The 13,870-nt window shown below is 60.5% G+C and carries 11 protein-coding genes; 10 read left to right on the top strand and 1 reads right to left on the bottom strand.

Going from position 1 to position 13,870, the window contains the following annotated elements; genetic code table 11:
• The first annotated feature begins 137 nt into the window (after nucleotides 1-137).
• From CKW26_RS28395 to CKW26_RS28360, 8 genes are all read left to right on the top strand, one after another.
• Nucleotides 138-2,003: an extracellular solute-binding protein gene (locus tag CKW26_RS28395; protein ID WP_095051015.1), complete on the top strand. Its 1,866-nt coding sequence runs from the start codon at nucleotides 138-140 to the stop codon at nucleotides 2,001-2,003.
• Between the two features lies 1 nt (nucleotide 2,004).
• The gene (locus tag CKW26_RS28390) at nucleotides 2,005-3,069 is read left to right on the top strand and encodes a microcin C ABC transporter permease YejB (protein WP_095051014.1); all 1,065 of its coding nucleotides are present in this window, start codon (nucleotides 2,005-2,007) and stop codon (nucleotides 3,067-3,069) included.
• Nucleotides 3,069-4,091, top strand: coding sequence for an ABC transporter permease (locus tag CKW26_RS28385; RefSeq protein ID WP_077573741.1), 1,023 nt, complete (start codon nucleotides 3,069-3,071; stop codon nucleotides 4,089-4,091). The genes CKW26_RS28390 and CKW26_RS28385 overlap by 1 nt, the downstream gene beginning before the upstream one ends.
• 1 nt (nucleotide 4,092) lies before the next feature.
• On the top strand, nucleotides 4,093-5,778 hold the full coding sequence (locus tag CKW26_RS28380) for an ABC transporter ATP-binding protein (protein WP_256579974.1): 1,686 nt from the start codon (nucleotides 4,093-4,095) through the stop codon (nucleotides 5,776-5,778).
• A gap of 114 nt (nucleotides 5,779-5,892) precedes the next feature.
• Nucleotides 5,893-6,414: a DUF3455 domain-containing protein gene (locus tag CKW26_RS28375; RefSeq protein ID WP_093433916.1), complete on the top strand. Its 522-nt coding sequence runs from the start codon at nucleotides 5,893-5,895 to the stop codon at nucleotides 6,412-6,414.
• A gap of 163 nt (nucleotides 6,415-6,577) precedes the next feature.
• A complete protein-coding gene (locus CKW26_RS28370) occupies nucleotides 6,578-7,111 on the top strand; it encodes a sigma-70 family RNA polymerase sigma factor (RefSeq protein ID WP_095051012.1) in 534 nt (177 codons plus the stop codon).
• Entirely contained in the window at nucleotides 7,108-7,800 is a 693-nt protein-coding gene (locus CKW26_RS28365) for an anti-sigma factor domain-containing protein (protein ID WP_095051011.1), read from the top strand. Before CKW26_RS28370 ends, CKW26_RS28365 begins: the two co-directional genes overlap by 4 nt.
• Before the next feature lie 132 nt (nucleotides 7,801-7,932).
• Entirely contained in the window at nucleotides 7,933-8,256 is a 324-nt protein-coding gene (locus CKW26_RS28360) for a hypothetical protein (protein ID WP_095051010.1), read from the top strand.
• Between the two features lie 70 nt (nucleotides 8,257-8,326).
• On the opposite strand, the gene CKW26_RS28355 is transcribed toward CKW26_RS28360, so the two are convergent.
• A complete protein-coding gene (locus CKW26_RS28355) occupies nucleotides 8,327-9,418 on the bottom strand; it encodes a DUF1615 domain-containing protein (protein WP_095051009.1) in 1,092 nt (363 codons plus the stop codon).
• 273 nt (nucleotides 9,419-9,691) lie between these two features.
• Between CKW26_RS28355 and CKW26_RS28350 the strand changes: the two genes are divergently transcribed.
• Nucleotides 9,692-11,896, top strand: a complete 2,205-nt coding sequence (locus CKW26_RS28350; RefSeq protein ID WP_095051008.1) for a TonB-dependent siderophore receptor — start codon at nucleotides 9,692-9,694, stop codon at nucleotides 11,894-11,896.
• A 337-nt stretch (nucleotides 11,897-12,233) separates the two neighbouring features.
• Nucleotides 12,234-13,769 carry an FAD-dependent oxidoreductase gene (locus CKW26_RS28345; protein ID WP_095051007.1) on the top strand — a complete coding sequence of 512 codons (1,536 nt, stop codon included), beginning with the start codon at nucleotides 12,234-12,236 and terminating at the stop codon, nucleotides 13,767-13,769.
• Nucleotides 13,770-13,870: the final 101 nt, after the last annotated feature.

Below are 13,870 nucleotides of genomic sequence, written 5' to 3'. Positions count from 1 at the left end.
ATAAAACCCTGTGGGAGCTGGCTTGCCAGCGATGGCGTTGTATCAGTCGACATTTACTTCACTGACATACCGCTATCGCTGGCAAGCCAGCTCCCACATGGGGGCCGGGTTTCTTCAGGGATTTTCAGGGTGACTTCATGAGTTTTTTGCGCAACATGGCTGGCCTGCTTTTGGGCAGTGCGCTGCTGTGCACCGGCACCTCGGCGCTGGCCGGCGGCAGCTATGCGCTGACGGTGTACGGCGAAGCGCCGAAGTATCCGGCGAACTTCGAGCATTTCGATTTCGTCGATCCCAAGGCGCCCAAGGGCGGTTCGCTCAGCCGTGCGTCGATGGAGATCGGCCAATACAACTACATCAGCCCGTATGCCGATCAGGGCATTTCCGTGGTGCAGGTCAACGACTGGGTGTATTCGCCATTGGCGTTTCGTTCGCTGGACGAGCCGTACACCGTTTATGCACTGGTCGCGCAGCAGATCGAGCGCGACCCCGATGGACTCTGGGTGCGCTTCACCCTCAATCCACAAGCACGTTTCGCCGACGGCACGCCGATCACCGCTGAAGACGTGCGCTACACCTTCAACCTGTTGATGACCAAGGGCAGCCTGAGTTATCGCCAGCAATACGCCGATGTGCAGGACGTGCTGATCGAAGGCCCACGACAGGTGCGCTTCACCTTCAAGAACAACCTCAACCGCACCCTCGCACTGGATCTGGCGACGATGCGCGTGGTCCCCGAACACTGGTGGAAAACCCGCGACTTCGCCAATGGCGGCGGTTTCGAGCCACCGCTGGGCAGCGGCCCGTACCGGGTGAGCAAGGTCGACGCCGGGCGCAGTATCAGTTTCGAACGTGATCCGGACTGGTGGGGCAAGGACTTGCCGGTCAGTCGCGGCATGTACAACTTCGACACGCTCACGGTGAATTTCTACGGTGACACCGACGTCGCCCGGCAACTGCTGCAGGCCGGCGCGTTCGACTACAACCGCGAGTTCTCCTCGTCCGGTTATGTGGTCGGCTATGACAGCCCGGCATTGCGCGACGGTCGTTTGCAACAGTCGATCCTCGCCCCGGACAAACCCACCGCCGCTCAGGGCTTCGTGTTCAACCTGCAGAACCCGTTCTTCAAGGATCGCCGCGTGCGTCAGGCGATCAGCCTGCTGTGGGATTTCGAGTGGACCAACAAACAGATGATGCGCGGCTTCTACGTGCGCCAGAACAGCTTCTGGCCAAAAAGCGAAATGGCCGCCACCGCCCTGCCCGACGCCGAAGAATTGAAGATCCTCGAACCGCTGCGTGGGCAGATTCCCGACGAGGTTTTCACCACGGTGTACCAGGCACCGAAAACCGATGGCAGTGGCTACATCCGCGACAAACAACTGCAAGCGCTGAAACTGCTCGCCGAGGCCGGCTGGACGCCGCAACACAATCGTCTGGTCAACGCTGCGGGTGAGCCGCTGGAGTTCACTTTCCTCGACGGTCAGGGCGGCTTCGATCGCATGTTGCTGCCGTTCAAACGCACCCTCGCGCAGATCGGCATTACGCTCAATCTGCGCCGGATCGATTCGGCGCAATACATCAACCGCCTCAACGCCCGCGACTACGACATGATCGTCGTCGCTTTCCCGCGCAGCGGCGATCCGATCGTCTCTCCCGGCCGCGAGTTGTACAGCCTGTACGCCTCGCAAAGCGCCACGCAAGTCGGCAGTTCGAACTCGATGGTGCTGGCCAATCCGGCGGTCGATCAACTGATTGACGGACTGGTCCAGGCCAACAGCCGCGAAGCCATGGTGCATTACGCCCGCGCCCTCGATCGGGTGCTGCAATGGGGTTACTACATGATTCCCAACTACTACTCCAAAGGCACACCGACGGTGTATCAAAACCGCTTCGGCATGCCACCCGTGCAACCGGCGTATGACGAAGGCCTCAACACCTGGTGGGAGGTAGCGGCCAAGGCGCTGACCACCCAGCAGATGCACTCTCAACTCGCGGGGGGCCAGTGACATGCTGCGTTATCTGAGCCGACGATTGCTGCTGATCATCCCGACGCTGCTGTGCATTCTGGTGGTGAATTTTCTGATTGTGCAGGCCGCGCCAGGTGGGCCGGTGGAGCAAGCCATCGCCCGCTTGCAAGGGTTCGGCGGGCACAGCATGGGCGGCGGTGGCGAGGTCGCTGCAGTTGGCGGCGCGGGCCGCAGCAGCCGTGGCCTCGATCCGGCGTTGATCGAGGAGATCAAACACCATTACGGCTTCGACAAGCCGATGCACGAACGCCTGTGGTTGATGCTGAAAAACTACGCGCAGCTGGATCTGGGTAGCAGTTTTTTTCGCGGCGCCAAGGTTACTGATCTGATCGTGCAGAAGTTGCCGGTGTCGCTGTCGCTGGGTCTATGGGCGACGTTGATCACTTACCTGATTTCCATTCCGCTGGGCATTCGCAAAGCGATCAAGAACGGCAGCGCGTTTGATGTCTGGAGCAGCACGGCGATCATCATCGGCTACGCGATGCCGGCGTTCCTGTTCGCGATTCTGTTGATCGTGGTGTTTGCCGGTGGCAGCTACGTCAACTGGTTTCCGGTGCAGGGGCTGGTCTCGGATAACTTCGACAGCCTCAGCAAGATGGGCAAGGTCGGCGACTACCTCTGGCACCTGGTGTTGCCGGTGACGGCGCTGGTGATTGGCGGCTTCGCCACGTTGACGATCCTGACAAAGAACAGCTTCCTCAACGAAATCAGCCGCCAGTACGTGATCACCGCTCGGGCCAAGGGTCTGACTGAGCGTCGCGTGCTCTATGGCCACGTGTTTCGCAACGCCATGTTGTTGGTGGTGGCCGGAGTGCCGTCAGCACTGATCGAGGTGTTTTTCGCCGGCTCCCTGCTGATCGAAACCATCTTCAACCTCGACGGCCTCGGGCGCATGAGTTACGAAGCGGCGGTGTCGCGGGATTACCCAGTGGTGTTCGGTGCGTTGTTCCTGTTCACCCTGTTCGGCCTGTTGATCAAGCTGATCGGCGACCTTTGCTACACCCTGCTCGACCCGCGCATCGACTTCTCGGCGAGGACTGCCTGATGTTCACTCTCTCCCCTCTTGGTCAGCGTCGCGTGGCTCAGTTTAAGGCCAACCGCCGTGGACGCTGGTCGCTGTGGCTGTTTATCGGTTTGTGCCTGATTTGTCTGGGCGGTGAGTTGATCGCCAACGACAAGCCGTTGGTGATCCGTTATCACGACGCTTTTTACTTCCCGATCCTCAGCGATTACCTGGAAACCGATTTCGGCGGCGAGCTGCCGTTTCAGCCGGATTACGCCAGCAGTTACGTACACAAGCTGATTGAGGATCAGGGCGGCTGGATGCTGTTTCCGCCGATCCCGTTCAGTTACGACACGGTCAATTACGACCTCAGCGAACCGGCGCCGAGTCCGCCGTCATCGAGCAACTGGCTGGGCACCGATGATCAGGCGCGGGATGTGTTGGCGCGGGTGATTTTCGGCACGCGAATATCGATTCTGTTTGCGCTGATTCTCACCGGCATCAGTGCATTGATCGGCATCGTCGCCGGGGCGTTGCAGGGTTATTACGGTGGCTGGGTCGACTTGCTCGGGCAACGGGTGCTGGAGATCTGGTCGGGGTTGCCGGTACTGTACCTGCTGATCATTTTGTCCGGGTTCGTCTCGCCGAGTTTCTGGTGGTTGCTGGGGATCATGGCGCTGTTTTCCTGGCTGGCGCTGGTTGATGTGGTGCGCGCCGAGTTTCTGCGTGGACGCAATCTGGAATACGTCAAAGCCGCGCGAGCGCTGGGCCTGACCGACAACGAGCTGATGTGCCGGCACATCCTGCCCAACGCGATGACCTCCACCCTCACCTACCTGCCGTTCATTCTCACCGGCGCCATCGCCACCCTGACTGCGCTGGATTTTCTCGGCTTCGGCATGCCGGCCGGCACCGCGTCGCTGGGCGAGTTGATCGGACAGGCCAAGCGCAATCTGCAAGCGCCATGGCTGGGGCTAACGGCGTTTTTTGCTTTGGCGCTGATTTTGTCGTTGTTGGTTTTCATCGGTGAGGCTTGCCGTGATGCATTTGATCCCCGGAGCTGACATGAACGACAACCTGATTGAAATTCGCGATCTGCGCGTCGCATTCGCCGGACAAGAAGTGGTGCACGGTTTGAACCTGGATATCCGCCGCGGCGAGTGCCTGGCACTGGTCGGAGAGTCCGGCTCAGGCAAGTCGGTGACCGCGCATTCGATCCTGCGTTTGTTGCCGGGCAAGAACGTCAGCAGCAGCGGCGCGATCCGCTACAACGGCGTGGACTTATTGCACGCCAGCGAGCAGCAGATGCGCGGCTTGCGCGGCAACCGCATTGCGATGATTTTCCAGGAGCCGATGACCTCGCTGAACCCGCTGCACACGGTGGAAAAGCAAATCAGCGAAGTACTGGAGATTCACAAAGGCCTCAAGGGCCGCGCTGCCCGTGAACGGACGTTGGAGCTGTTGGAACTGGTCGGCATTCGCCAGCCGTTGCAGCGCTTGAAAGCCTATCCGCATCAACTTTCCGGTGGTCAACGGCAACGGGTGATGATTGCGATGGCGCTGGCGAATGAGCCGGAATTGTTGATCGCTGACGAGCCGACCACGGCGCTCGACGTCACGGTGCAGCAGAAGATTCTTGAGTTGTTGATCGAGTTGCAGCAACGCCTCGGCATGTCGCTGTTGCTGATCAGTCACGACCTCAATCTGGTACGGCGCATCGCGCAACGGGTATGCGTGATGCGCCATGGTGAAATCGTCGAGCAGGCGGATTGCGAGGCGCTGTTTCGCGCGCCGCAGCATCCTTACAGTCGGTTGTTGATCGAGGCCGAACCGAGCGGTGCGCCGGTGCCCAGTGAGTACGACCACAACCTGCTCGAAGTCGATGATTTGAAGGTGTGGTTTCCATTGCCCAAGGCGTTGTTCAGTCGCCAGCAGGATTACATCAAAGCCGTGGACGGCGTGAGTTTCACCCTGCAACGCGGCAAGACTTTGGGGATTGTCGGTGAGTCGGGTTCGGGTAAATCGACGCTGGGTCAGGCGATCCTGCGGTTGGTCGAGTCCGAGGGCAATATCCGTTTTGGTAACAAGCAACTGAGCTTGCTCAATCAACGATTGATGCGGCCGTTGCGGCGGCAGATTCAAGTGGTGTTCCAGGACCCGTTCGGCAGCCTCAGCCCACGGATGTCAGTGCAGCAGATTATTGCCGAAGGCTTGCTGACTCACGGTATCGGCACTGAGGCTGAGCGGGAAGCGGCGGTGATCCGGGTGCTGGAGGAAGTCGGCCTCGATCCGCAGAGCCGCCATCGTTATCCCCACGAGTTTTCCGGTGGCCAGCGCCAGCGCATCTCCATCGCCCGCGCACTGGTGCTGGAGCCGGCGCTTATTCTGCTCGATGAGCCGACCTCGGCGCTGGATCGCACGGTGCAGAAACAGGTGGTGGAGTTGTTGCGGCAATTGCAGATCAGGCATGGGCTGACCTATTTGTTCATCAGCCATGATCTGGCGGTGGTACATGCGCTGGCGCATGACTTGATGGTGATCAAGGATGGCAAGGTGGTTGAGCAGGGTTCTTCACGCGAGATTTTCGCCGCACCCAAACACCCCTACACCCAAGAGCTCTTGAACGCCTCCGGCCTCAAGCCCGACACAAAACCCTGTGGGAGCTGGCTTGCCAGCGATGGCGCCGGGTCAGTCGACATCCCCTTCGCTGACCCACCGCTATCGCTGGCAAGCCAGCTCCCACAGGTATAGAAGTGATCCAAAAAATATTTTTCAGGCACTGCATCCAAACGCCTCCGTCACGGGTAGTCCCTGTAACAGCCCTCTTCGGCTGTCAGCGGTCTACCCTTTTCGGAGATAACACTGATGAACATCACCCAGCTGATTGGCCTCACCGGTTTGCTCGCCCTGTCCTCGACAACCTTCGCCCAAAGCAGTTACCCCGACGCGATCAAAGTGCCGGACGGCCACAAGATTGCGATGGAAACCACCGGCGTCGGCGAGATCACCTACGAGTGCCGCGACAAGCCCAACGCGGCCGGGCAGACCGAGTGGACGTTTGTCGGTCCGAAAGCGGTGCTCAATGATCGCAGCGGCAAGCAGGTCGGCACCTACTTCGGCCCGCCAGCGACCTGGCAGGCCAAGGACGGTTCGAAAGTCACCGGCACGCAACTGGCCGTGGCGCCGTCGACTCCGGGCAACCTGCCCTATCAACTGGTCAAGGCCAACCCCGCCGAGGGTAAAGGCGCGATGAGCGGCGTGAGTTACATCCAGCGTGTCGCGCTCAAGGGCGGCGTGGCACCGGGCAGTGAATGCACGACGGCGAACAAGGGCAAGCAGGAAGTGGTGAAGTACCAGGCTGATTACATTTTCTGGGCGGCGAACTGATCTCCGGAACACCACAAATCCCCTGTAGGAGTGAGCCTGCTCGCGATAGCGGTGTATCAGTGAAGAATATGCTGCTGATACACCGCTATCGCGAGCAGGCTCACTCCTAAAAGGGGAATTATGTGTTCTGGATGTTTACGGAATGTGAGCTAGATTGCACGACATGCCTTTAGCCGAATCCGTTTTCGATTACGAAGCCCGCATCGCTGCCTGTGCCCGTGGCGAGCGTGCGGCCCTGCGCGATTTGTATGTGCAGGAAGGCCCGCGTCTGCTCGGCGTGGCCAAGCGCCTGGTGCGCGATACGGCGCTGGCGGAGGACATTGTTCATGAGGCCTTCATCAAGATCTGGAACGGCGCGGCGGGGTTTGACCCGGCGCGCGGTTCGGCGCGTGGCTGGATGTTCAGCGTGACCCGGCATCTGGCGCTGAATCTGCTGCGTGATCACGGCCGGGAAACGCCGTTCAGCGAGGCCCACGAAACCGCTGCGGACGATGCCAGCTTCGACGCCCACGCGCATTCGGCGCGCATCTACCATTGCCTTGAACAGCTGGAGCCACAACGGCGCAGTTGCGTCCTGCATGCTTACGTCGACGGCTACAGCCACGCGCAAATTGCCGCGCGCCTCGACACGCCGCTGGGCACCGTCAAAGCGTGGATCAAGCGCAGCCTCAATGCCTTGCGGGAGTGCATGGGATGACCAGCGAATCAGCGCAAGAACGGGATGAACTGGCCGGCGAATATGTGCTCGGCACGCTATCGTTCGAACAGCGCAGCGAGGTGCAACGGCGTTTGCCGAAGGATCCCGAACTGCGTGCAGCGGTGGACGCCTGGGAGCGGCGTCTGCTGGAGTTGACTGACCTTGCACCCTCACAACAACCTTCGGCGCAGTTGTGGTCACGGATCGAACGCAGCCTTGAACGACTCGCGCCAAAAGCGTCATCGACCTCATGGTGGAATCTACTGCCTCTCTGGCGCGGTTTGAGTGCAGCCGGACTGGCCGCGACGTTGCTACTGGGTTCGATCCTGCTGACTCAGACCACGCCAAAACCGAGTTATCTGGTGGTGCTGGTCGCGCCGCAGGACAAGGCGCCGGGCTGGGTGATTCAGGCGAGCAATTCGCATGAAATTCAACTGATTCCGCTCGGCGTGGTTGAGGTACCAGCCGACAAGGCTCTGGAATTCTGGACCAAGGCTGACGGCTGGCAGGGGCCGGTTTCGCTGGGGCTGGTCAAACCCGGGCAGGCCTTGTCGGTGCCGCTGGACAAGTTACCGCCGCTGCAACCCAATCAGCTATTCGAGCTGACACTTGAGGGCGCCAATGGCTCGCCGATCGGCAAACCGACCGGGCCGATTCAGGCGATCGGGCGTGCGGTGAAGGTGCTGTGAGGCTCTGATCTGCGGGTTCCGGCAACCATCATCGGCATCGATGTTCACCATCACGGCAATGAAGTTCTCATAAAAAATCCCGGGCGTAACATCTGCTCCATACCAACCAACAACACCCCGGAGCACACCATCATGAAACGCCAAACTCTTCTCGGCATCGCTTTCTCGGTCTTCGCTATCAACGCTTTCGCCGCTACCCCGGCCCACACCATGATCGCCGAAGGCGGCTCGGACAAACTGATCGAAAGCCGTGTGGCTGAAGGTGGTTCGGATCGTCTGATCGAACGTCGCGTTGCCGAAGGTGGTTCGGATCGTCTGATCGAACGTCGCGTTGCTGAAGGTGGCGCTGATCGTCTGCTGGAACGTCGCGTTGCCGAAGGTGGTTCGGATCGTCTGATCGAACGTCGCGTTGCCGAAGGTGGCTCGGATCGTCTGATCGAACGCCGCGTTGCCTGATGATTGGCTGTAAGCGCAACAACCCAGAGAAACCCGGCTCCCTTGGCCGGGTTTTTTATGTCTGCCTGATTTATCCGGCCTTGGCCATGCAGCGCTTGTAGCGCTCGTCCACGCGCTTGGCGAACCAAGCTGTGGTGAGTTTGCGGGTGATCTTCGGGCTCTGCAGCACGATCCCCGGCAACACCGCGCGCGGCAGCTTTTTCCCCTCCGCTTGCTCCGCCAGTTCGAACACTCGCTGATAGAGCTTGGTCTCTTCGAATTCCAGGGTTTTGCCCTCCTCCAATTGGTCGCGAATCGTCGGGTTGCGCATGCCCAGCGACTTGCCGAGGGTGCGCACCGCCAGTTCCGTGCCGCCGGGCATGATCGAGTCGTAGCGGATCAGGTCGCCATCGAGCGCCAGCGGGATGCCCGAAGCGCGGCTCACCGCATTCTGAAACGCGGCATTGCGACTGGCGTACCAACCGGCGTTGAAATCGGCAAACCGATACAGCGGCTCGCGATAACTCACCGGATAACCGAGCAAATGTGCGATGCCGAAATACATGCCACCACGGCGGCTGAACACTTCACGGCGGATCGTGCCGTCAACCGGATACGGATAATCCTTGGCGTGCTGTTCGGCAAATTCGATGCTGACCTGCATCGGCCCGCCGGTGTGCACCGGGTTAAAACCGCCGAACAGCGTACGGCCCATCGGCACCCGGCCGATGAAGTCGTCGAAAATACCACTGAGTTCTTTCTCACTGCGCGCCGTATTCAAGCGTTCGCTGTAGGTCCTGCCGTTGGTTGAGCGCACTTGCAGCGCGCCGCTGACCAACAAGCTGGGGATGTGCACTTTGGCGGCGCGACGGTCGATTTCGTCGCGAGCGATTTTGCCCAGGCCTGGCACCGTGGGGTCGGCCTGGAAGGTCGATTCCTGCTCGGCCACGGCCAGCACCGAGCAAAGATTTTGCGTGGTCGGGCTGATGTTCTGCGCGGCAAACGCGGCGTAGATATCGGTGGCCCAGCCTTGGCGATCGGCAGTCTTGGCCGGCATCAGCCGCACGATCTCGGCCTTCACTTCAGCAGGCGCACGGGGCACCGGCTCGGTACTGCGTTGCCCCGCGCAACCGGCGAGCACCAGCAGTACGGCGAGCGTGATCGGTAATTGAAAGTTGTGCATGAAGCTTTATCCAGTCCGTTAAGCCCAAACCACCATACACAATCCGTGTAGGAGCTGCCGCAGGCTGCGATCTTTTGATTTTAAAAAACAAGATCAAAAGATCGCAGCCTGCGGCAGCTCCTACAGGTGATGTGTGTTTTGAGAGGGTGATGACAAACTGATTGCAAAACGTTACTGAGAAAACCTATCATTTGCGCCTGGAGTCGCATTTGCGCAAGGAGTTCCCGCGCCGCCCTTATTTTTCTCACCGGCCGTGCGCCTCCAGGTATCTACATGCCCGTTCCAGCTCGACTCGCCGTCCCGTTTCGCCCGACGCTTCTCGCCCTGCTGTGTTCCCTGACCATCACCGCCCAAGCCGCAGAAGGCGATACCAAAGCGCTGGTGCTGGACGACGTCAACGTCAACGCCCAAGCCCCGACGCCGAACGCCCTGCCCCCGGTTTACGCGGGTGGTCAGGTCGCCCGTGGTGGTCAACTCGGCGTGCTCGGCAATCAGGACATGATGGACGCGCCGTTCAGCGCCGCGTCCTACACCGAACAATTGATTCAGGATCAACAGGCCGAAAACGTCGCCGACGTGCTGCTCAACGATTCGTCGGTACGTCAGGCGTCCGGTTACGGCAACCAGGCACAGGTCTTCATGATTCGTGGCTTGCCACTGAACGGCGACGACATTTCCTATAACGGCCTGTACGGCGTGCTGCCCCGGCAGATCATTTCCACCGATGCCCTGGAGCGCGTGGAAGTGTTCAAAGGCCCGAACGCCTTTATCAACGGCGTGACCCCGACCGGTTCCGGCATCGGTGGCGGCGTCAACCTGCAACCGAAGCGCGCCGGCGACGTGCCGCTGCGGCGTTACACCACCGACATCAACAGCGAAGGCCGCATCGGTCATCACTTCGACATCGGTCAGCGTTTCGGTGAAGACAACCGCTTCGGCGCCCGGATCAACCTGTCCCAGCGTGAAGGTGACACCGGTATCGATCACGAGAACCAGCGCTCGAAACTGTTTGCCATCGGCCTCGATTATCGCGGCGACGCCCTGCGCCTCTCCGGCGACTTCGCCTACCAGAAAGAACGCGTCAACGGTGGTCGTAACTCGGTCAACCTCGGCACTGCCACGCACATTCCAGACGCGCCCTCGGCCGACACCAACTACGCGCCGAAGTGGGGCTACACCGACATCGAAGACACCTTCGGCATGCTTCGCGCCGAGTACGACCTGAACGACAACTGGACTGCCTACGCCGCTGGCGGCGCCAAGCACACCCGCGAAGTCGGGCGCTACAACTCGACCACGCTGGTCGGTAACAACGGCGCGTCGTTCACCACCGGCTCGTTCATTCCGCACGACGAAGACAACACCAGCGTGATGGCCGGCCTCAACGGTAAATTCAACACCGGGTCGGTCAGCCACAAGCTCAACTTCGGCCTGACCGGCATCTGGGCCGAGCAGCGCAGCGCCTATGATTTTGACCTGACCCAATACGCCAACAACATCTACCACCCGGTGCAAACGCCGTCGCCGGTGGGCAACTTTGCCGGCGGCGACTTGAATGATCCCGGCATCGTCGGCAAGACCTTCAACCGCAGCATCGCACTCTCTGACACCCTCGGTTTCTTCGATGATCGCCTGCTGGTCACCGCCGGCCTGCGTCGCCAGCAACTGGTGGTGCAAGGCTACAACTACGCCAGTTGGGGCAGCGGCGGTCGCAAGTCGAGCTACGACGAATCGATCACCACACCCGTCTACGGCGTGGTGTTCAAGCCGTGGGACCATGTGTCGTTCTACGCCAACCACATCGAAGGTCTGGCCCAGGGCCCGACTTCGCCGACCAGTTCCGGTGGTTTCCGTGTCACCAACGGCAACGAAGTCTATGCGCCGAAACGCTCCAAGCAGACCGAAGTCGGGGTGAAAGTCGACATGGGCACTTACGGCGCCAGCCTCGGTGTTTATCGCATCGAGCAGCCGAGCGATGGTTACTGCGAAATCGACAGTGCGACTACCTGCACCTACGTGCGTGAAGGCGAGCAGATCAACAAAGGCGTGGAAATGAACGTGTTCGGCGAACCGATCAATGGTCTGCGCCTGATCAGCGGTCTGACCCTGATGGACACCGAACTGAAGAACACCCTCAATGGCGCCAACGACGGCAACCGTGCGATCGGTGTGCCGACCTTCCAGTTCAACGCTGGTGCGGATTGGGACGTGCCGGGTCTGCAAGGCGTGGCGCTGAATGCGCGGATGCTGCGTACCGGCGGTCAATACGCTGACGCGGCGAACAACCTCAGCCTGCCGACCTGGAACCGCTTCGATGCGGGGGCGCGTTATGCGTTCAAGGTGTCGGAGAAGGACGTGACCGTGCGTCTGGGCGTGGAAAATCTGGCGAACAAGAAGTATTGGGAATCGGCTCAGGGGGGGTATCTGACTCAGGGTGAGCCGCGGGTGGCGAAGTTGTCCGGCGCCATTGATTTTTAAAGCTGAAAAGCCCCTCATCGGAACGCCGCCCGCCTAACCCTCTCCCAGAGGGAGAGGGGACTGACCGTGGTGTTCTTGCAAGTTACACCGACCTGAAATATCGAGTCGAACTCAAGTCTTAAAAAACACACAAATCGGCTCCCTTTCCCCCTCGCCCCCCTGGGGGAGAGGGCTGGGGTGAGGGGGTAAATTTCACTACCGCCAATACCTTCCCGCCGAACACCCAAAAAAGGCCCCACAGCCTCACCGCTGCGGGGCCGTCTTCCGTCTGGCCGATCAACTGGCCAGCCTCTCCTTCTGATCCATACTTGCTGCACAGCAAACGGAGGACAGGCCCATGAACCGCAGCGACGTTCTGATCATCGGCGCCGGCCCCACCGGGCTGGTGCTGGCCCTGTGGCTGAGCAAACTGGGCGTGCGCGTGCGGATCATCGACAAGGCCTCCGCGCCCGGTACCACGTCGCGAGCGCTGGCGGTGCAGGCGCGCACCCTCGAGTTGTACCGGCAACTGGACCTCGCCGACACCGTGGTGCGCAACGGCCATCGGGTGGCGGCGGCGAATTTCTGGGTCAACGGTAAACCGGTCGCGCAGTTGCCACTGAACCGCATCGGCGAAGGCCTGACGCCGTACGCGTTCGTCGAAATCTTCCCGCAGGATCAACACGAACGGCTGCTGATCGAGCGTCTTGAAGACTATGGGGTCACGGTCGAACGCGATACCACCCTGGAAAGCTTCGAGGAAACCGGCGACGGCCTCACCGCGCACTTGCGCCTGCCCGATGGCGAGCAGGAAATCTGCCAGGCCTGTTATCTGGCGGGATGTGATGGCGCCCGCTCAGTGGTGCGCAAAACCCTCGACACCGGTTTTCCCGGCGGCACCTATCAGCAGATTTTCTACGTCGCCGACGTCAAGGCCAGCGGCCCGGCTATGAACGGCGAGTTGCACCTGGATCTGGATGAGGCGGACTTCCTCGCCGTGTTTCCCCTGGCCGGCGAAGGCCATGCCCGTCTGATCGGCACGGTGCGTGATGAGCGCGCGGATCGCGCCGAAAGCCTGGAATTCTCCGACGTCAGCAGCCGTGCCATCGAACATCTGAAAGTGCATATCGAAGACGTGCACTGGTTCTCGACCTACCGCGTGCATCACCGCGTGGCCGAGCATTTTCGCAGCGGTCGTGCGTTTCTGCTCGGCGATGCCGCGCATGTGCACAGCCCGGCGGGCGGTCAGGGCATGAACACCGGCATTGGCGACGCGATCAATCTGGCGTGGAAACTCGCCGCTGTGCTCAGCGGTGGCGCCGAACCAAGCCTGCTCGACAGCTACGAAACAGAACGCATTGCCTTCGCCCGCCGACTGGTGTCGACCACCGACAAAGTCTTCAGTTTTGTCACTGCCGAAGGACGCATGGCCGATCTGCTACGCATGCGTGTGGCACCGTTTCTGATCCCGAAAATGGCTTCGTTCGAGGCCAGTCGCGAGTTCCTTTTTCGCACCGTGTCACAAGTCACCCTCAACTATCGCGGCATGCCGCTGAGCCAGGGCGCCGCCGGCCACGTGCATGGCGGCGATCGCTTGCCGTGGGCGCATGATGGTGAGGGGGATAATTACGAACCGCTAAGGCAACCATGCTGGCAGGTGCACGTGTACGGCGACACCAGCGACGAAATGATCGCCTGGTGCAATGAACACCATTTACCGCTGCATGTGTTCGACTGGCGCCCGGCGTTTGACGCGGCAGGATTAGGGCGCAACGGTTTTTATCTGCTGCGCCCGGATACTTATGTGGCGATTGCCGAAAGCAGCGCGGATCCGAAAGTGATTGAACGCTACTTCCGCGATCACGGCATCCGCCCGTTCTTTGCCTGCCTCTGACCCAAGGAAACCACAAGAACCTGTGGGAGCTGGCTTGCCAGCGATAGCGGTGGATCAGTCAAGATTGATTTTGACTGTGCTGACGCTATCGCTGGCAAGCC

It is taken from the genome of Pseudomonas sp. Irchel s3h9 (assembly GCF_900187475.1).
Taxonomy (GTDB): domain Bacteria; phylum Pseudomonadota; class Gammaproteobacteria; order Pseudomonadales; family Pseudomonadaceae; genus Aquipseudomonas; species Aquipseudomonas neuropathica.
Note: the sequence above shows the minus strand (reverse complement) of the source record. Positions and strands in the feature narration are given on the sequence as shown.

Excerpts from the sequence above, each read along its gene's own strand:
- CKW26_RS28395 (WP_095051015.1), top strand. The coding sequence starts at position 138 with ATGAGTTTTTTGCGCAACATGGCTGGCCTGCTTTTGGGCAGTGCGCTG.
- CKW26_RS28390 (WP_095051014.1), top strand. The coding sequence starts at position 2,005 with ATGCTGCGTTATCTGAGCCGACGATTGCTGCTGATCATCCCGACGCTG.
- CKW26_RS28385 (WP_077573741.1), top strand. The coding sequence starts at position 3,069 with ATGTTCACTCTCTCCCCTCTTGGTCAGCGTCGCGTGGCTCAGTTTAAG.
- CKW26_RS28380 (WP_256579974.1), top strand. The coding sequence starts at position 4,093 with ATGAACGACAACCTGATTGAAATTCGCGATCTGCGCGTCGCATTCGCC.
- CKW26_RS28375 (WP_093433916.1), top strand. The coding sequence starts at position 5,893 with ATGAACATCACCCAGCTGATTGGCCTCACCGGTTTGCTCGCCCTGTCC.
- CKW26_RS28370 (WP_095051012.1), top strand. The coding sequence starts at position 6,578 with ATGCCTTTAGCCGAATCCGTTTTCGATTACGAAGCCCGCATCGCTGCC.
- CKW26_RS28365 (WP_095051011.1), top strand. The coding sequence starts at position 7,108 with ATGACCAGCGAATCAGCGCAAGAACGGGATGAACTGGCCGGCGAATAT.
- CKW26_RS28360 (WP_095051010.1), top strand. The coding sequence starts at position 7,933 with ATGAAACGCCAAACTCTTCTCGGCATCGCTTTCTCGGTCTTCGCTATC.
- CKW26_RS28355 (WP_095051009.1), bottom strand. The coding sequence starts at position 9,418 with ATGCACAACTTTCAATTACCGATCACGCTCGCCGTACTGCTGGTGCTC.
- CKW26_RS28350 (WP_095051008.1), top strand. The coding sequence starts at position 9,692 with ATGCCCGTTCCAGCTCGACTCGCCGTCCCGTTTCGCCCGACGCTTCTC.
- CKW26_RS28345 (WP_095051007.1), top strand. The coding sequence starts at position 12,234 with ATGAACCGCAGCGACGTTCTGATCATCGGCGCCGGCCCCACCGGGCTG.